This window comes from Streptomyces sp. NPDC020898 (assembly GCF_044333925.1).
Classification (GTDB): domain Bacteria; phylum Actinomycetota; class Actinomycetes; order Streptomycetales; family Streptomycetaceae; genus Streptomyces.
In genome coordinates, this window is record NZ_JBIRRV010000007.1 from 108,959 (window position 1) to 126,274 (window position 17,316).

At 69.5% G+C, this 17,316-nt stretch carries 15 protein-coding genes and 2 pseudogenes; 5 read left to right on the top strand and 12 right to left on the bottom strand.

Annotated features, from left to right (window positions below):
- Positions 1–73 precede the first annotated feature (73 nt).
- The 4 genes and pseudogenes from ACH4TV_RS22995 to ACH4TV_RS23010 form a co-directional block, all read left to right on the top strand.
- A complete protein-coding gene (locus ACH4TV_RS22995) occupies positions 74–1,276 on the top strand; it encodes a thiolase family protein (RefSeq protein ID WP_398400936.1) in 1,203 nt (400 codons plus the stop codon).
- The gene (locus tag ACH4TV_RS23000; RefSeq protein ID WP_398400938.1) at positions 1,273–1,944 is read left to right on the top strand and encodes a 3-oxoacid CoA-transferase subunit A; all 672 of its coding nucleotides are present in this window, start codon (positions 1,273–1,275) and stop codon (positions 1,942–1,944) included. The genes ACH4TV_RS22995 and ACH4TV_RS23000 overlap by 4 nt, the downstream gene beginning before the upstream one ends.
- Entirely contained in the window at positions 1,941–2,642 is a 702-nt protein-coding gene (locus tag ACH4TV_RS23005; protein WP_398400940.1) for a 3-oxoacid CoA-transferase subunit B, read from the top strand. Before ACH4TV_RS23000 ends, ACH4TV_RS23005 begins: the two co-directional genes overlap by 4 nt.
- A 29-nt stretch (positions 2,643–2,671) precedes the next feature.
- Positions 2,672–2,803: pseudogene (locus ACH4TV_RS23010) on the top strand (IS110 family transposase); the annotation flags it as partial.
- Between the two features lie 115 nt (positions 2,804–2,918).
- Here the strand turns inward: ACH4TV_RS23010 and ACH4TV_RS23015 are convergent.
- From ACH4TV_RS23015 to ACH4TV_RS23055, 9 genes and pseudogenes are all read right to left on the bottom strand, one after another.
- A complete protein-coding gene (locus ACH4TV_RS23015; RefSeq protein ID WP_398400942.1) occupies positions 2,919–3,872 on the bottom strand; it encodes a Ppx/GppA phosphatase family protein in 954 nt (317 codons plus the stop codon).
- Positions 3,873–4,026: 154 nt separating this feature from the next.
- A complete protein-coding gene (locus tag ACH4TV_RS23020; RefSeq protein ID WP_398400944.1) occupies positions 4,027–4,710 on the bottom strand; it encodes a response regulator in 684 nt (227 codons plus the stop codon).
- Positions 4,711–4,780: 70 nt separating this feature from the next.
- Positions 4,781–5,452, bottom strand: a complete 672-nt coding sequence (locus ACH4TV_RS23025; protein ID WP_398400946.1) for a potassium-transporting ATPase subunit C — start codon at positions 5,450–5,452, stop codon at positions 4,781–4,783.
- 24 nt (positions 5,453–5,476) lie between these two features.
- Positions 5,477–7,573, bottom strand: coding sequence for a potassium-transporting ATPase subunit KdpB (gene kdpB / locus ACH4TV_RS23030; RefSeq protein WP_398401610.1), 2,097 nt, complete (start codon positions 7,571–7,573; stop codon positions 5,477–5,479).
- Positions 7,574–7,596: 23 nt separating this feature from the next.
- On the bottom strand, positions 7,597–9,261 hold the full coding sequence (gene kdpA, locus ACH4TV_RS23035) for a potassium-transporting ATPase subunit KdpA (RefSeq protein ID WP_398400948.1): 1,665 nt from the start codon (positions 9,259–9,261) through the stop codon (positions 7,597–7,599).
- Positions 9,262–9,269: 8 nt separating this feature from the next.
- Entirely contained in the window at positions 9,270–9,359 is a 90-nt protein-coding gene (gene kdpF, locus ACH4TV_RS23040) for a K(+)-transporting ATPase subunit F (RefSeq protein WP_010351568.1), read from the bottom strand.
- A 240-nt stretch (positions 9,360–9,599) separates the two neighbouring features.
- Positions 9,600–9,989 (bottom strand): annotated as a pseudogene (locus ACH4TV_RS23045) (amino acid permease); the annotation flags it as partial.
- Between the two features lie 42 nt (positions 9,990–10,031).
- The gene (locus ACH4TV_RS23050) at positions 10,032–10,745 is read right to left on the bottom strand and encodes a cation transporter (RefSeq protein WP_398400950.1); all 714 of its coding nucleotides are present in this window, start codon (positions 10,743–10,745) and stop codon (positions 10,032–10,034) included.
- The gene (locus ACH4TV_RS23055; protein ID WP_398400952.1) at positions 10,745–11,080 is read right to left on the bottom strand and encodes an ArsR/SmtB family transcription factor; all 336 of its coding nucleotides are present in this window, start codon (positions 11,078–11,080) and stop codon (positions 10,745–10,747) included. Before ACH4TV_RS23055 ends, ACH4TV_RS23050 begins: the two co-directional genes overlap by 1 nt.
- Positions 11,081–11,348: 268 nt before the next feature.
- Here ACH4TV_RS23055 and ACH4TV_RS23060 point away from each other — a divergent pair, with 268 nt between their 5' ends.
- Positions 11,349–13,007 (top strand): protein kinase, encoded by a 1,659-nt coding sequence (locus ACH4TV_RS23060; protein WP_398400954.1) that lies wholly within the window; start codon positions 11,349–11,351, stop codon positions 13,005–13,007.
- A gap of 46 nt (positions 13,008–13,053) precedes the next feature.
- Here the strand turns inward: ACH4TV_RS23060 and ACH4TV_RS23065 are convergent, their stop codons facing one another.
- The 3 genes from ACH4TV_RS23065 to ACH4TV_RS23075 form a co-directional block, all read right to left on the bottom strand.
- Positions 13,054–15,321, bottom strand: coding sequence for a discoidin domain-containing protein (locus ACH4TV_RS23065; protein ID WP_398400956.1), 2,268 nt, complete (start codon positions 15,319–15,321; stop codon positions 13,054–13,056).
- 106 nt (positions 15,322–15,427) lie between these two features.
- Entirely contained in the window at positions 15,428–16,321 is an 894-nt protein-coding gene (locus tag ACH4TV_RS23070; RefSeq protein ID WP_398400958.1) for a carbohydrate ABC transporter permease, read from the bottom strand.
- A 6-nt stretch (positions 16,322–16,327) separates the two neighbouring features.
- Positions 16,328–17,308, bottom strand: a complete 981-nt coding sequence (locus ACH4TV_RS23075; RefSeq protein ID WP_398400960.1) for a carbohydrate ABC transporter permease — start codon at positions 17,306–17,308, stop codon at positions 16,328–16,330.
- Positions 17,309–17,316 lie beyond the last annotated feature (8 nt).

The window sequence follows — 17,316 nt, forward strand, 5'->3', positions numbered from 1 at the left end:
TATCTCCTCCACTGATTAATCAAGCAGAACTGTGTATTGGACGAGATCAATCAGCGAACCTACGTTGAGCCCCATGGTTGCCAGCTTCGTTTACACCACAGTGAGAACCCCCTTCGGACGGCTCGGTGGAGCCCTCGCCGAGGTCCGACCCGACGACCTCGCCGCCGTCGCCGTCTCAGGAGTCCTGGCCAAGTCACCGGCGCTCGACCCCGCGCTCATCGGCGACGTGTACTGGGGCAACGCCAACGGCGCGGGCGAGGACAACCGGAACGTCGGCCGGATGGCGGTCCTGCTGGCCGGGCTGCCGACGTCGGTGCCGGCCACGACCGTCAACCGGCTCTGCGGCTCCTCGCTCGACGCGGCGATCATCGGCTCGCGGGCCGTCGAGAGCGGGGACGCCGACATCGTCCTCACCGGCGGGGTGGAGTCGATGACGCGTGCGCCGTGGGTCCTGCCCAAGCCGTCACGGGCCTTCCCCGCCGGCGACCTGCCGGCCGTGTCGACCACCCTGGGGTGGCGGCTGGTCAACGAGCGCATGCCCAAGGAGTGGACCGTCCCCCTGGGCGAGGCGAACGAACAGCTGGCCGAGCGGTTCGCCATCACCCGCGAACGGCAGGACGAGTTCGCCGCCCACTCGCACCAGCTCGCGGACGATGCCTGGAACTCGGGTTTCTACGACGACCTGGTGGTTCCCGTCGTGCTGGACGGCGAGGTCCGTCTCTCCCGCGACGAGGGCATCCGGCCGGCGGCCTCGCCGCAGAAGCTGGCCGGCCTCAAACCGGCGTTCCGCCCCGACGGAGTCATCACCGCCGGCAACGCCTCACCCCTGAACGACGGCGCGTCCGCCGTGCTGATCGGGTCGGAGGAGGCCTCGTCCCGCATCGGCCTCGCGCCGCTGGCGCGCATAGCGGGCCGCGGAGTATCGGCACTTGAGCCGCAGATGTTCGGGTTCGCGCCGGTCGAGGCAGCCGAGCGGGCGCTGAAACGGGCGGGGATCTCCTGGTCGGACGTGTCTGCGGTCGAACTCAACGAAGCCTTCGCCGTTCAGTCGCTGGCCTGCGTGGATGCCTGGAACATCGATCCGGCCATCGTCAACACCAAGGGGGGTGCGATCGCGATCGGCCATCCGCTCGGCGCCTCCGGCGGCCGGATCCTCGGCACCCTCGCCGCACGTTTGCGCGCGTCGGGAAAGCGGTGGGGCGTCGCCGCGATCTGTATCGGTGTCGGACAGGCCCTCGCGGTCGTCCTGGAGAACGTGACGGAGGGAGCCCGATGACTGTTCGGGTATGTACGGATGCCGATGAGGCCGTGACCGGCATCAGGGACGGCTCGACCGTGCTGGTCGGAGGGTTCGGCATGGCCGGCATGCCGGTCGAGTTGATCGACGCGCTCATCCGGCAGGGAGCGACCGAACTGACCGTGGTGTCGAACAACGCCGGCAACGGCGACACCGGCCTGGCCGCGCTCCTGGCCAAGGGGCGGGTACGAAGGATCGTGTGCTCCTTCCCCCGCCAGTCCGACTCGTGGGTCTTCGACCAGCTCTACCGCGAGGGACGGATCGAGCTCGAAGTGGTGCCCCAGGGCACCCTCGCCGAACGGATGCGCGCGGCCGGTGCGGGCATAGGCGCGTTCTTCTCACCCACGGGCGTCGGTACACCCCTGGCGGAGGGGAAGGAGACCCGCGAGATACACGGCCGCACCTACGTCCTGGAGCACCCGATCAAGGGCGACGTGGCACTGATCGCCGCCCACAGGGCCGACCGCATGGGCAACCTCGTCTATCGCAGGACCGCCCGCAACTTCGGACCGGTCATGGCCACCGCCGCGGGCACAGTGGTGGCCCAGGTCCGCGAGATCGTCGAGGTCGGTGCGATCGACCCGGAGGTCGTCGTGACACCGAGCATCTACGTCGACCGCGTAGTGCAGGCGGGGGTGCCCGCATGAACGCGACCTCGCTGGTGGAGAACCTCGACCGGGGGCCACTGAGCAAGGACGAGATGGCCGCCCTGGTGGCGCGCGACATCCCGCACGGCTCCTACGTCAACCTGGGTATCGGACAGCCGACGCTCGTCGCCGACCACCTACCCGAAGGATCCGGGGTGGTGCTGCACACCGAGAACGGCATGCTCAACATGGGCCCGGCAGCCACGCCCGGCCAGGTGGACCCCGATCTCACCAACGCCGGAAAGATCCCCGTCACGGAGCTACCCGGGGCGGCCTACTTCCATCACGCCGACTCCTTCGCGATGATGCGCGGCGGCCACCTCGACATCTGCGTGCTCGGCGCCTTCCAGGTCTCCGCTGTCGGCGACCTGGCCAACTGGCACACCGGTGCGCCCCACGCGATCCCTGCCGTCGGGGGTGCCATGGACCTCGCGATCGGCGCCAAGAAGGTGTTCGTCATGATGACGCTCTTCGCGAAGGACGGCTCGCCCAAACTGGTGCGGGAATGCAGTTGCCCGCTGACCGGACTGGGGTGCGTCGACCGCGTCTACACCGACCTCGCGACGTTCTGTGTCGGCCCTGGAGGAGCCACCGTCCTCGAAACCTTCGGTATCCCGTACGACGTGCTCGCAGCACGCCTTGACGTACCCCTCACACCGGCGAACGGAGCCGGGATTTCACCGCCCGGTTCCTCGTGACGCAACCGCCCGACAACGAGCTCTGATTCCGTGAGGTATTCGGCAGACTGCAGGCCGAGCAGGGCACTGTGCTCGTCATCGTCGACCGGTCCGCCTCCGTCGGCGCCCTGCCGCCGGCCGTCGCCCGCAAGCTCGGCTTCGACGACGGCCTTGCCGTCAGGGCGACCCGAAGGCCGGCTACGCCCTCGCTTGCGGAGCCGGAATCGGGTCGACGACGTGTAAGACCTGCACCACCAGCAGCAGGGCAGAGCCACTCGCAGACCAGGTCCGTCGGGCTCAGCCGGCGAGGCGGGGGCGGCCGGCGGGGGTGGGGGCCACGCCGAGGTGTTCGAGCAGGAGCCCCTCGCGGGTGGACCACGGGCAGATCTCGACGCTCTTGGCCCCGCAGGCTTCCATGAGGGCCTGCGCGATCAGGGCTCCGGCCAGGGACTGTTCGGCGCGGTGCCGGGAGATGCCCGGCAGCTTGGCCCGGTGGGACGGTTTCGCGTCGGCCAGCAGGGAGGCGGCCGTGTGCAGTTGGGCCGACGTCAGTCGTCGTCTGGTGCGCGGTGTCCTGCTCTGGGCGGCGGCGAGCCGGGCGAGCTGCTCGAAGGTCTTCGAGCCGGCCAGCACCCGCCCTCCCCGCACGGCCTGCGGCAGGTCGGGGACGGCCTCCAGGGACCGGCGGAGGTACTGCAGGACCTCGGCGAGGCGGCGTCGGGACGGTGCGGCGCCGCCGGGAAGCCAGTCCCGGGTGATCCTGCGGGCGCCCAGCGGCAGCGAGTGCACGACGCGGGGCTGGTCTCCGGTGCCGGAGGCGATCTCCACGGTGCCGCCGCCGATGTCCAGGACCAGCAGCGGCCCGGCCGTCGGGCCGGCCCACTGGCGGGCGGCCACGTAGGCCAGCCGCGCCTCCTCCTCGCCGGTCAGCACGCGCAGGCGGGTGCCGGTGGTGCGGGCCACGCGCGCGATGATCTCGTCACGGTTGGGCGCGTCCCGGATGACGGAGGTCGCGAACGCGAACACCTCCGGTCCACGCGGACGCGGGTCGGCGGCAACGGCCTCGGCCACCGCCCGCTCGACGCTCTTCATGCCGGCCTTGTCCAGCCGCCCCTGGCGGTCGAGGGTCTCGTGCAGTCTCAGCCGCACCTTGCGGGAGAACACCGGTTCCAGCACCGTCCCCGGACGCCGCCGCACCACTGTCAACAGAGCGCTGTGACACCCGACATCGAGCACACCTGCCTGCCGCATCCCCATCGCCTCCCCCTGGCCCCGTACTCGACCGAACCGGCCCTTTCTCCCGCTCCCACCCTCCGACGCCCCTCGACGACAACACGACGGGAATTCCGGGCCAGCACGTAAGCATATCGTCACCACCCGTGCACCCTCGGCCCGGGCCCGCACGTCATCGCTCGAAGCGGTAGCCCATGCCGGGCTCGGTGATCAGACAGCGGGGGTGGGCGGGGTCCGTCTCCAGCTTGCGGCGGAGCTGGGCCATGCAGACCCAAAGACAGTTGGTCCTGTTGTTCCGGGAGACGCCCCAGACCTCCTGGAGCAGGCGCTTCTGGGTGACGAGCCGGCCCGGGTCGGTGACCAGGATCTCCAGCAGGTGCCACTCGGTCGGGGTCAGCCGTACGTCATGTCCGTCACGTACGGCCTTACTGGCCAGGAGGTCGATGGTGAAACCGTCCGTCACCACCAGGGTGGTCTCGGGGGCGAGCGGTGTGTCCTCGGTGCGGCGGACGGCGGCCCGCAGCCGGGCCGGCAACTCGTCCATGCTGAACGGCTTGGTGATGTAGTCGTCGGCGCCCGCGTCGAGCGCGGCCACCTTCTCGTCGGACGCCTGCCGGGCGGACAGTACGAGGATCGGGACGCGGGTCCAGCCACGCAGGGCCCGGATGACCTCGACGCCGTCCATGTCGGGCAGGCCGAGGTCGAGCATCACCACGTCGGGCCGGTGCGCGGCCGCCGGCCGGAGGGCCGTGGCGCCGTCGGGCGCGGCGTCCACTCCGTACCGGCGTGCCCGCATGTTGATCACGAGGGCTCGTACGAGTTGCGGGTCGTCCTCCACCACCAGCACCCGGGTCACGGGCGTGCGCCTTTCGTACTTCGGATACCTCGGGGTGCTTCGGATGCTGCCGGTGCTTCGGGTAACGGCATCAGCTCTTCTTCGCCACGAGGTCCTTGAGCGCGATGTTGAGTTCGAGGACGTTCACCCGGGGCTCACCGATGAAGCCGAGAGTGCGGCCGTCGGTGTGGTCCTCGACCAGCTTCGCCACCTGGGCGACGGAGAGGCCGTTCTCCTCGGCGATCCGGTGGACCTGGATGTCCGCGTACTCCGGGGAGATGTCCGGGTCCAGGCCGGAGGCGGAGGACGTCACCGCGTCTGCCGGGACCTCGGACGCGTCGACCTTGTAGCCGGCGGTCGAGTTGTCCTTGACGACCGCGGCCTTGGCGTCCCTCACCTGCTGGACGAGGACCTTGCTGTCGGCGGCGAGGTTGGTGGCGCCGGACAGCAGCAGCGAGTACTGGGCGTTGACGCTGTTGCTGCCGAGGCCGTTGGCCGGACGGCCCTGGAACCACTTCAGGTCCGCGTCCGGGGTCTCCTGGCCCTTCTTCAGCGGCAGGTTGTACGACTGCCCGATGAGGGACGAGCCGACGACCTCGCCGTCCGCCGTGATCTCCGAGCCGTTGGCCTTGTCGTTGAAGAGTGCCTGGGCGACGCCGGTGACGGCCAGCGGGTAGATGACGCCCGTCACCACGGTGAGCACCAGGAGGGCGCGCAGGCCGGCCCAGAGCAACCGGGCGGTGTTGGTAACCGAGTTGTTCATGATGATCAGCACGCCTTTGAGAAGTTACAGCCCGGGGATGAGGGAGATGAGCAGGTCGATGATCTTGATGCCGACGAAGGGGGCGATCAGGCCGCCGAGGCCGTAGATCGTGAGGTTGCGGCGGAGCATCCTGTCGGCGCTCATCGGCTTGTACTGCACGCCCCTCAGGGAGAGCGGCACCAGCGCGATGATGATCAGTGCGTTGAAGATGACGGCCGACAGGATCGCGGAGTCGGGCGAGGACAGGCCCATGACGTTGAGCTTGTCCAGGCCCGGGTAGACGGCCGCGAACAGCGCCGGGATGATCGCGAAGTACTTCGCGACGTCGTTGGCGATGGAGAACGTCGTCAACGCGCCCCGGGTGATGAGGAGTTGCTTGCCGATCTCGACGATCTCGATCAGCTTGGTCGGGTTCGAGTCGAGGTCGACCATGTTGCCGGCCTCCTTCGCGGCCGACGTGCCCGTGTTCATGGCGACCCCGACATCCGCCTGCGCGAGAGCCGGTGCGTCGTTCGTCCCGTCACCCGTCATCGCGACGAGCTTGCCGCCCGCCTGTTCCCGCTTGATGAGCGCCATCTTGTCCTCGGGAGTCGCTTCCGCGAGGAAGTCGTCGACGCCCGCCTCCTCGGCGATCGCCTTGGCGGTCAGCGGGTTGTCGCCCGTGATCATGACGGTCTTGATGCCCATACGGCGCAGCTCGTCGAACCGCTCCCGCATGCCCTCCTTGACGACGTCCTTGAGGTGGATGACGCCCAACACCCGCGCCCCGTCGGTGTCTTCGACGGCGACGAGCAGCGGCGTGCCGCCCGCCGCGGAGATCCGGTCGGTGAGCGCGCCAGCGTCCTCGGACACCTCGCCGCCCTGCTCCCGCACCCAGGCGACGACCGAACCGGCCGCGCCCTTGCGGATCTTGCGCCCGTCGACGTCCACACCCGACATGCGGGTCTGGGCGGTGAAGGCGATCCACTCGGCACCGGACAACTCGCCCTGGTGACGCTCGCGCAGACCGTACGTCTCCTTCGCGAGGACGACGATGGAGCGGCCCTCGGGTGTCTCGTCGGCCAGCGAGGACAGCTGGGCGGCATCCGCCACCTCGGCCTCCGTCGTCCCGCTCACCGGCACGAACTCGGACGCCTGCCGGTTGCCGAGGGTGATGGTGCCGGTCTTGTCGAGCAGCAGGGTCGACACGTCACCGGCTGCCTCGACCGCGCGCCCCGACATGGCGAGCACGTTGCGCTGGACGAGGCGGTCCATGCCCGCGATGCCGATCGCGGAGAGCAGTGCGCCGATCGTGGTCGGGATCAGGCAGACCAGCAGGGCCACCAGCACGACCATCGAGAGGTGCGAGCCCGCGTAGTCCGCGAACGGCGGCAGAGTGGCCACGGCGAGCAGGAAGACGATCGTCAGCGAGGCCAGCAGGATGTTGAGCGCGATCTCGTTCGGCGTCTTCTGCCGGGATGCGCCCTCGACCAGGTTGATCATGCGGTCGATGAAGGTCTCGCCGGGCTTCGTCGTGATCTTGATGACGATCCGGTCGGAGAGGACCTTCGTACCGCCGGTGACGGCACTGCGGTCGCCGCCGGACTCGCGGATGACGGGAGCCGACTCACCGGTGATCGCCGACTCGTCGACGCTGGCCACGCCCTCGACGACGTCACCGTCGCCGGGGATGATGTCGCCGGCCTCGCAGACGACCAGGTCGCCGATGCGCAGTTCGGTGCCCGGCACCTGCTCCTCGGACTCCCCCACCAGCCTTCGCGCCACCGTGTCGGTCTTGGCCTTGCGCAGGGTGTCGGCCTGGGCCTTGCCCCGGCCCTCGGCGACCGCCTCCGCCAGGTTGGCGAAGACGACGGTCAGCCACAGCCAGGCGCTGATGGTCCAGCCGAACCAGTCGCCGGGGTCCTTGAAGGAGAAGACGGTGGTCAGCACCGAGCCGATCCACACCACGAACATCACGGGCGACTTGACCATCACCCGCGGGTCGAGCTTGCGGCACGCGTCCGGCAGCGACCTGACGAGCTGCCTGGCATCGAAGAGGCCCGCGCCGACATGTCCTTCGGCGGGCTTGTGCCCGGTGGGCAGGTCGCTGTGCGGCGCCCGGGTCGGAGTGGCTGTGGACATCTCTTCGCTTTCCGTGCGAGTGGTCATGACGCCAGCCCCTCGGCCAGCGGCCCCAGCGCGAGCGCCGGGAAATACGTCAGACCGGTGATGATCAGGATCGCGCCCACCAGCAGACCGGTGAACAGCGGTTTCTCGGTGCGCAGGGTGCCCGCGGTGACCGGGACGGGCTTCTGCTCGGCGAGCGAGCCGGCCAGGGCCAGGACGAAGATCATGGGCAGGAAGCGGCCGAGGACCATCGCGAGCCCGGTCATGGTGTTGAACCAGTCGGTGTTCGCGTTCAGACCGGCGAAGGCGGAGCCGTTGTTGTTCGACGCGGAGGTGAAGGCGTACAGCACCTCGGAGAACCCGTGCGCCCCGGAGTTGAGCATCGAGTTCGGCGGGGTCGGCAGGGCCATGGAGACCGCGGTGAAGATCAGGACCAGGGCGGGTGTGATGAGGATGTAGCAGGCCGCGAACTTGATCTCACGGGTGCCGATCTTCTTGCCCAGGTACTCGGGCGTACGTCCGACCATGAGCCCGGCGATGAACACCGCGATGATCGCCATGATCAGCATGCCGTAGAGGCCGGAGCCGGTGCCGCCGGGCGCGATCTCGCCCAGCATCATCCCGAGCATCGTGATCCCGCCGCCCAGCCCGGTGAACGAGGAGTGGAAGGAGTCCACCGCCCCCGTCGACGTCAGCGTGGTCGAGACCGCGAAGATCGACGAGGCTCCGACGCCGAAGCGGACCTCCTTGCCCTCCATCGCCCCGCCGGCGGCTTGCAGCGCCGGTCCGTGGTGGGCGAACTCGGTCCACATCATCAGGGCGACGAAGCCGAGCCAGATGGTCGCCATGGTGGCGAGGATCGCGTAGCCCTGCTTGACCGAGCCGACCATGACCCCGAAGGTGCGGGTCAGCGAGAACGGGATCACCAGGAGCAGGAAGATCTGCAGGAGGTTGGTGAACGGCGTCGGGTTCTCGAAGGGGTGCGCGGAGTTGGCGTTGAAGTAGCCGCCGCCGTTGGTACCGATCTCCTTGATGGCCTCCTGCGAGGCGACAGCGCCCCCGTTCCACTGCTGGGAGCCCCCTACGAACTGACCGACCTCGTGAATCCCGGAGAAGTTCTGGATGACACCGCACGCGACCAGGATGACCGCGACGACGACGGAGAACGGCACCAGGATGCGTACGACACCGCGCACCAGGTCGGACCAGAAGTTGCCCAGCTCACCGGTGCGGGACCGCGCGAACCCGCGTACGAGGGCCACGGCGACGGCGATACCGACAGCGGCGGAGACGAAGTTCTGCACGGCCAGCCCGGCGGTCTGGACGACGTGGCCCATGGCCTGCTCGCCGTAGTACGACTGCCAGTTGGTGTTCGTCACGAAGGACACGGCGGTGTTGAACGCCTGGGCCGGCTCGATCGAGGAGAACCCGAGCGAACCGGGCAGGACGCCCTGGAGCCGCTGGAGCAGGTACAGGAAGAGAACCGAAACGGCCGAGAAGGCGAGAACACCGCGCAGGTACGCAGGCCAGCGCATCTCCGTGTTCGGGTTGGCACCGATGCCCTTGTAGATCCACTTCTCGACGCGCCAGTGCCGGTCGGAGGAGTAGACCTTGGCCATGTAGTTGCCAAGGGGGACGTAGGCGAGAGCCAGCGCGCCGATCAGGGCGAGCAGCTGGAGCACGCCTGCAAGTACAGGACCCATTGCAGTTCTCAGAACCTCTCCGGGAAGATCAGGGCGAGGACGAGATAACCCAGCAGGGCGACGGCCACGATCAGGCCGACTACGTTTTCGACGGTCACAGCTTCGTCACCCCCTTGGCGACCAGAGCCACCAGCGCGAACACAGCGAGCACGGTGACGACGAAGGCCACGTCGGCCATCGCGAACTCCTAGATGAGATTCGGAAACCATCCGCAGGAGCGGATCGACGTAGAGAAGGAAACCCCGTCTTTGGCCGGATTCGAGCGCCGTTGACGGGTCCCTTACGGCGGTCGGTACGCCTTTGACGCATCCCATACGGGCGTCTCGGCGGCAGCGCCGTCAGAACAGCCGGAACCGCAGCCGGCAGATCACCGCGTCGGTCTCCCGCCGCACGACGTGGGCGACCACAGCACCCCGCTGGTTCTGCAGCAGCCGCTGCCACAGCCGCTCCGGTTCCGTCTCCGGGATCAGCACGGTGACCCGAATGCCGGGCTCGGAGGCGGTCACCTCACGGACGTACGCGGCGATGGGCCGGCCGAGACTGCGGCGTGCGCAGGCCAGGCGGACCAGCGGCACGCCGGGGTCCCACTCGGACCAGGAGCGCTCCAGGGCGTGCAGGGCTGCCCGGTCCTCCGGATCGGGGTAGCAGACGGTGACCGCGCGGACCTCGTCGCCGAGCGAGGCGGCCGCCGTCAGGGCCTCCGAGGTGAGCCGGGACAGCGACGTGAGGTGCCTGTCGCTCACCCGCCGTCCCGCGTCCTCGACTGGAGATCAGCCGCAGCAGCCGCAGTCGGGACGGCAGCCGCACGCGTCGTCTGTCTCGGGGTCGGCGGTCGGCACCGCGACGGTCGCCGGCGCGCAGCATCCTTTGCCCTGCCAGGCATCGCGGCCCTCCTTGACGGCGATGGCCGCGATGACGAGAGCGGCGGCGGGGTCGGCCCAGGACCAGCCGAGTGCGGCGTTCAGGACGAGGCCGACCAGCAGGACGGCCGAGAGGTACGTGCACAGCAGGGTCTGCTTGGAGTCGGCGACCGCGCTGGCGGAGCCGAGTTCGCGGCCCGCGCGGCGCTGGGCCGCGGACAGGAACGGCATGACCGCGAGGGAGAGCGCGGCGAGCACGATGCCGGGGAGGGAGCGTTCCGCCTCGCCGGTGCCGGTCAGCGAGCGGATGGAGTCGGCGGTGACGTAGGCGGCGAGCACGAGGAACGACACCGCGATGATGCGCAGGGTGGTCTTCTCACGTGCTTCGCGTACGACGTGCTCGCGGGCGGAGAACTGCCAGGCGACCGCTGCGGCCGAGGAGACCTCGACGACGGAGTCCAGGCCGAAGCCGATCAGGGCGGTGGAGGAGGCCAGGGTGCCGGCGGTGAGGGCGGCGATCGCCTCGACGACGTTGTAGGTGATGGTCGCGGCCACCAGCAGACGTATCCGGCGGGCCAGCGCGTCACGGCGAACCGGGGAGGGGCCGAGGGATGTCGCCGTCATCAGCAGCACCCCTTTTCGTCGGCGTCCACGCAGGTGCGGTCGGTCTCGACGGCCACCACGGCGGTACGCAGGGTGTCGAGCGCGTGGCCGAGGCGTTCGTCGGCCAGCTCGTAACGGGTGCGGCGGCCGTCGGGCACGGTGACGACCAGACCGCAGTCACGCAGACAGGCGAGGTGGTTGGACAGCCGGGTGCGGGAGACACCGAGCCGGTCGGCGAGGTCGGCGGGGTAGGCCGGGGCCTCGCGCAGGGCGAGCAGGACGCGGCAACGGATCGGGTCGGCGAGCGCGCGGCCGAACCGGGCGAGGACTTCGATGTCGGAGGCAACAGTCAGCACACTCACGACAGTACACGGATTCCTGAATTCACGACATCGTGGATCGTGATGACTGCGGTGGTCCGGTGAGGGTGTGGGGAGAAGTCATGCGAGTGGTCTCCTCGCGCCCGGCGTCGCCGTGTCGCCGGGGCGGCATATGATCCCCCCTCAGCAGACGGGTAGCGTCAACAGGCGGCAGGAAACGGGCCGTTGGGTGGCTCCCCGGCCGTCGGGACCGCCTGGTGCCGTTGGCCGAAATCGGCCCCGCAGCAGCGGAAGGGAAGCCACGGTGTCCGACGAAGGACGGCTCGTCGCCGGCCGATACCGCATCCTCGACCGGATCGGCCGGGGCGGCATGGCCACCGTCTGGCGCGCCCATGACGATCTCCTCGGCCGCCAGGTCGCCGTCAAGAAGCTCCACCCGCAGCCTCATCTCGACGACGCCGAACTCGCCACCCTCTTCGAGCGCGCCCGGCGCGAGGCCCGCAGCGCCGCCCGGATCAGCCACCCCAATGTCGTTGGCGTCCACGACGTCGTGAACGACGAAGGGCTGCCCACCATCGTCATGGAGTACGTGCCTTCCAGCACCCTCGCGGACCTGATCCGAGCGCACGGCCCCGTCCCGCTCGAAGAGGTCGCCAGGATCGGCCGTGGTGTGATCGCGGCGCTACGGGCGGCGCACCGGGCCGGGGTCCTGCACCGGGACGTGAAGCCGGCCAACGTGCTGCTCGCCGAGGACGGCCGGGTGGTGCTCACCGACTTCGGTATCGCCCATGCCACCGAGACCTCCGATCTCACCCGCACCGGCCAACTCGTGGGGTCCGTCGACTTCATGGCCCCCGAGCGCCTCGTCGGCGCCACCCCGGGTCCGGAGGCCGACCTGTGGGCACTGTGCGCGACGCTTTTCCAGGCGGTCGACGGCAGGTCACCGTTCCTCAGGGACACGGTGGCGCAGACGATGTACGCCATTGCCATGGAGCCGCCGCCCGAGGTCCGGGGCGCCGGGCCGCTCACCCCGCTGATCCAGGGCCTGCTCGTCGCCAGACCGGCCGATCGGCTGTCGGCCGAGGACGCCGAGCGCCTCCTGCGGACGCTGCTCGGCGCGGCGGGCTCATCCGCTGCTCCGGCGGCGAAGCCGGATGCGGATACGGGGCGGAACCCGGGCCGCGAAACGGGCGGGGCATCCGCCGTCGAGGGGCCCACGACGACCGGCCTGCGGGCGCGGCGACCCGCGGGTCGGTCGTGGAAGAGGACGGTGCTCGCCGCCTCGGTCGCCGCGGTCATACTCATGGCGACCGCTTTCCTGCTCGGCTCGCCGACGGAGGAGAACGTCACCAGCGCCACGGTTTCGGACAGCCCGTCCCCGGCCGACGACACCACGCCGCGGTCCACGGACACGTCCGCACCGGCGGCCTCCCTTCCCAGCCCGTCGCGCTCCGCGAGTTCCGACGCCCTGTCACCTACGCTGCCGCCCGCCGCGTCGCAGCCGGCGTCCGACGTCACGCAGGAGGCACCCGTGCCGGAATCCGCGGGCACGGACACCGCCACGAGGAGTGAAGCCGGCGCATCGGCCACCCCGGTCGGCCGCGCCCTGCTGGTCGCTGCTTCCGGGAAGTGCCTGAGCAGCGGCGACGGTGCCGAGGGAACGCAACTGTTCCAGGCCACGTGCGACGGCTCCGCGGCGCAGCGATGGCTGACCGGAGCGGGTGGGACCCTCCGGTCGGCGGGGAAGTGCATGACCGTGGCCGGAGGGGCGAGCGAAGACCGGACGGAGATCCAGCTGACGGGCTGCAGCGGCTACGCCTACCAGCAGTTCCACCTCGCCGGTACGCAACTGATGGCTGATCAGTCCCAGAAGTGTGTCGACATCTTCGGCGGCGCGAGCGGAACGGGTGCGGTCCTCTGGGAATGCAACGGGCGGGACAACCAGACCTGGACACTCCGGTGACCAGGAGACTCACGGGCTGACTCAGGCGCTTTCCGCGGGCGGGCGTTCAGGCAGGCCGTGTGGTGAGGATTGCGGCGGCACCGGCGGGCAGTCGGTAGCTGTACGTCGTCGCGCCCCACGGGACGTCGAACGCGGCCGTGTCGCTGCCGGAGTTGTACGTCACCAACAGGTGGGTGCTGTCGGGCAGTTGAGCCCTCTTGCGCTGGACACCCTTGGTGGCATCGGTGTTGGAGGTGGCCTTGCCGCCGGGGGCGAGGACGGAGACGTCGTGGATGGACCACCAGCTGCCGGAGTTGGACTTGTTGACCACGCGGATGTAGCGGGCGGTCGTGGTGGGCAGCAGGATCCGGGTGACGGTGCTGCCGGGGCCGGTGGCGATCGGACGGCCCCAGCTGGTGCCGTCGTCGGAGGTGTACACCTCGTACTGACGGGCGAAGTCTCCGGACGAGGCACTGCTGTCCAGGACGAGCTGGTCGAAGGTCTGGGTCGAGCCCAGGTCGACCTGGAACCAGTCGCCGGACTGCATGCCGTGGCCGGAGCTCCAGCGTGTGGCCGCACCGCCGTCGATGGCCTTGCTGGGCGGATCGTCCGAGCTGCTCGCGGAGGCGGATGCCTGCCAGCCCTCGCGGGACAGGGGCACTTCACCCGTGGACGGGGTGAGGGCGGCGCCGGTGGGGAGGGAGTAGCCGAGCCACTGGTCGCCGATGCGGACCTCAGGCTGCTGGGCGAGGAGCTTGTTGTCGTAGGTGATCAGGGCCTGACTGCCATCGGCGTTGCGGAAGGGGATGTCGACGGAACCGATGGCGGCCGGGGCGGGGCTGCCGCTCTGCTTGCCGGTCCAGGTGAAGGTCGCGGCCGCTCCCGCCCCCAGGGTGTAGGTGAAGTGCCGCTTGCCCCAGCGGACCGTGAAAGTGCGGTCGGTGGCACCGGAGTTGTACGTGACCAGGGCCGTGGAGCCATCGGGGTTGGTGAAGGCGACATCCTCGACGCTGCCCTTGCCGAGGGTGTTGGAGGCGACCCGGTGGGCGCCGGGCTGGACGAACCTGCTGGCCTGGGCGAGACCCCAGTAGTCGGCCGTCGGCGTGTACGACCACGTGCCGTCGGCGTTCTGCTCGACGGTGACCACCGGGCGGCAGCCTTCGCATCCGTTGTTCCTGGGGCCGCCGCCGGCGTCCAGGGCAATGTTCCAGCGGACGATGCTCTGGGCCCAGTTCCGGGGGCCGTTGATGACGTTGTCCATCACGCCGGCGAAGGCGCCGCTCTCGTCGCCCTCCCAGTTGCCGCCCGAACACTCGGTCTGGAAGGCCGGCTTGTTGGGGTAGTCGTTGTGGACGGCGGTCTGGTTCAGGACGAAGTCGGCGCCGGCGTAGCAGTGCCAGGCCGTGCCGACGACGTTTTGGGCGGTGGCCGGGTCGGCGTACAGGGACTCGGGGTAGCTGGTGACGTCCCAGTTGTGGTCGTAGCCCAGGATGCCGGTGGACAGGCCCTGCTTCTTCAGGGTCGGGCCGAGGTGGTCGGTGACGAAGGCCTTCTGCTGGTCGGCGGGCAGGTACATGCCCGGGTAGGTCGACGGCTCGTGCAGCGGCTCGTTCTGCGGCGTGACGTAGCGGACCGGGACACCGGCCGCCGCGTACGCCTTGAGGAACTTCGCGAAGTAATCGGCGTACGGCTGGTAGGCGTCCGGCTTCAGCCGGCCGCCGATCATCGAGGCGCTGGTCTTCATCCAGCCCGGCGGGCTCCACGGGGTGGCCATGACGGCGAGCTGCGGGTTGAGGCCGCGGGCCTGCTTCAGCAGGGGGATGGTGTACGCGCGGTCGTGGTCGACGGTGAAGTGCGTGAGCTCGGGGTCGGTCCGGCCGGCGGGCAGGTCGTCGTAGGAGTAGTTGCCGCTCGCGGTGAAGTCGCTGGCGCCCATGGGCTGACGCAGGACGTTCAGGCCGATGCCGTCGCGGCGGCTGAACAGGTCGCGCATCAGAGCGTCGCGCTGTGTCTTGTCGAGTCTGGTGCCGACCAGCCAGGCGGAGGAGTCGGTGAAGGAGGCCCCGAAGCCTGTCATCGGCTGGTACGCGCGGGTGGTGTCCACGGTGATCGTCGAGCCGGTTGGGCCGGCCGGCGCGTGTCCCGTCTTCCAGGTCACGGACCGCTGCTTGGCCAGGTGGGTGTCGGTGGACAGGTCGGTGAGCCAGACCGATGCCTTGGCGGACGCGGCGTCGGCCGAGGCCTGGGTGGCTGTCGGTAGGACGGGGACCGTGGCGAGCAGGGTCGTGGCGGCTGCCAGGGCGGTCCGGCGCCATTGCCGGGTGATGGTTCTCATGGTGCGGCTCCTTGCGGACATGGCTGTCATACGCGAGGCGTGCGTATGACGGCGGTGGTGCGAAGCCGGCGCGTGGGGGCCAGGGAGGGCGCCGGAGCTGGAGGGCCTACTTCAGGCCGGTGGTGGCGATACCGGCGACGAAGTGGCGTTGGAAGAGAAGGAAGACGATGGTCACCGGGAGCAGGACTACGACGGAACCCGCGAGCAGGATGCCGAATCGGGTGAAGTCCTGTCCGCTGCTGGCCAGGGCGAGGCCGACGGGGAGGGTGTACTGGCTCTCGTTCTGGGCCACGACCAGGGGCCACAGGAAGTTGTTCCAGGAGCCGAGGAAGGTGATGATCCCGAGGGTCGCGAGGGCCGGCCGGGTCAGCGGCAGGATGATCCTCCAGAAGATGGCCATCTCACGGCAGCCATCGACGCGTGCGGCGTCGATCAGCTCGTCGGGCAGGGTGGAGATGAACTGCCGCATCAGGAACACCCCGAAGGGGGTGGCCAGGAACGGCAGGATCAGCCCGAGCAGGGAGCCGGTCAGCTGCATGTTGGACACCAGCACGTACAGCGGGACGAAGGTGACCAGGCCCGGCACCATGAGGGTGGCGATGACCAGGGTGAACACGGCGCGCTTGCCGCGGAACTCCAGCTTGGCCAGGGCGTAGCCGAGCATCGAGCAGAAGAGCAGGTTCCCGGCGGTGACGGCCAGCGCCACGATCACGGAGTTGGCGAACATGCTCGTGAAGTCCAACGTGCCGAGCAGTTCCCGGTAGTTGGCGAGCGTGGGGCGGGTGGGGACCAGGTCCGGCGGGATCTTGCGGATGTCGGCCTCGGGCTTGAAGGACCCGGACAGCATCCACAGGAACGGTGTGACCATGAGCAGCAGCAGGCCGGTGAGCGGCAGGTAGAGCCAGGGCCGGCCCCACTCCCGGCGGATGCGGCGGCTCCGCAGAACCTTCTCGGCGGCGGCCGATGACGACGTGGGCGCGGAGGTGAGGGTGGTGGTCATGGGGCATCAGTCCTTGTCCCGCAGTACGCGGAACTGCAGCACGGTGAGAGCGATGATCAGGACGAAGACGACGTATCCGGCGGCCGAAGCCATGTCGTAGTTGCCGTTGCCGAACTGTTTGTAGGCGTACAGCGTCGCCGACAGGGTGGAGTCCAGCGGTCCGCCGTCGGTCATCACAAACGGTTCGTCGAAGAACTGCAGGTAGCCGATGCCGGTGGTCACGGCGGTGAGCAGCAGGGCGGGGCGCAGGAGCGGGAAGGTGACGCGCCAGAACCGCTGCCAGGGTCCGGCGCCGTCGAGTTCGGCCGCCTCCATCAGGGACTGGGGCACGGATTGGAGTCCCGCCAGCATGATGATCATGACTGTGCCGAGGTTGCGCCACACGGCCATCACGATCATGACGGGCAGTGCGAAGCGGGTGTCCGCAAGCCAGGCCGGGCCGTCGATCCCGAACCAGCCGAGTGCCGTGTTCACCAGACCGGTGTGCGGTTCGAGGAGGGTCTTCCACACCACGGCGACGGCCACGACACTGGTGATCACCGGGAGATAGAAGCCGACGCGGAACACGGCCCGGAAGCGGCGGATGCCCCGGTCGAGGGCGACCGCCGCGGCGAGCCCGGCGGCCAGGGTCAGAGGCAGGCCGACCAGGACGAACACGGCGGTGTTGCGCAGGGCGGTGAAGAACTGCGGGTCCTGGAAGAGCCGTACGTAGTTGTCGAAGCCGGTGAACGACACGCTCAGCGGGGTGCGCAGGTCGGCGCTCTTGGTGTCGGTCAGGCTCATCAGCGTCGACCAGACGACTGGCAGCAGCATGAAGGCGAGGAACAGGGCGAGGAACGGGGCGGCCAGGGTCCACGCGGCGCGGGTCTGGCGGCCCTGCGTGGTGCGCCGCAGCGAAGAGTTGCGGCGGGCCGCCGGCTGTGGGCCGGCGGCGCCGCTTTCCTTGGCGCCCTGCCCGGCGATGGTGCTCGTGGGCATGGTTGTCATCCGTCCGT

What these genes read in the sequence shown, in the direction of transcription:
- ACH4TV_RS22995 (WP_398400936.1), top strand. Translation starts at nt 74, where the DNA reads ATGGTTGCCAGCTTCGTTTACACCACAGTGAGAACCCCCTTCGGACGG.
- ACH4TV_RS23000 (WP_398400938.1), top strand. Translation starts at nt 1,273, where the DNA reads ATGACTGTTCGGGTATGTACGGATGCCGATGAGGCCGTGACCGGCATC.
- ACH4TV_RS23005 (WP_398400940.1), top strand. Translation starts at nt 1,941, where the DNA reads ATGAACGCGACCTCGCTGGTGGAGAACCTCGACCGGGGGCCACTGAGC.
- ACH4TV_RS23015 (WP_398400942.1), bottom strand. Translation starts at nt 3,872, where the DNA reads ATGCGGCAGGCAGGTGTGCTCGATGTCGGGTGTCACAGCGCTCTGTTG.
- ACH4TV_RS23025 (WP_398400946.1), bottom strand. Translation starts at nt 5,452, where the DNA reads ATGAACAACTCGGTTACCAACACCGCCCGGTTGCTCTGGGCCGGCCTG.
- kdpB (WP_398401610.1), bottom strand. Translation starts at nt 7,573, where the DNA reads ATGTCCACAGCCACTCCGACCCGGGCGCCGCACAGCGACCTGCCCACC.
- kdpA (WP_398400948.1), bottom strand. Translation starts at nt 9,261, where the DNA reads ATGGGTCCTGTACTTGCAGGCGTGCTCCAGCTGCTCGCCCTGATCGGC.
- ACH4TV_RS23050 (WP_398400950.1), bottom strand. Translation starts at nt 10,745, where the DNA reads ATGACGGCGACATCCCTCGGCCCCTCCCCGGTTCGCCGTGACGCGCTG.
- ACH4TV_RS23065 (WP_398400956.1), bottom strand. Translation starts at nt 15,321, where the DNA reads ATGAGAACCATCACCCGGCAATGGCGCCGGACCGCCCTGGCAGCCGCC.
- ACH4TV_RS23070 (WP_398400958.1), bottom strand. Translation starts at nt 16,321, where the DNA reads ATGACCACCACCCTCACCTCCGCGCCCACGTCGTCATCGGCCGCCGCC.
- ACH4TV_RS23075 (WP_398400960.1), bottom strand. Translation starts at nt 17,308, where the DNA reads ATGACAACCATGCCCACGAGCACCATCGCCGGGCAGGGCGCCAAGGAA.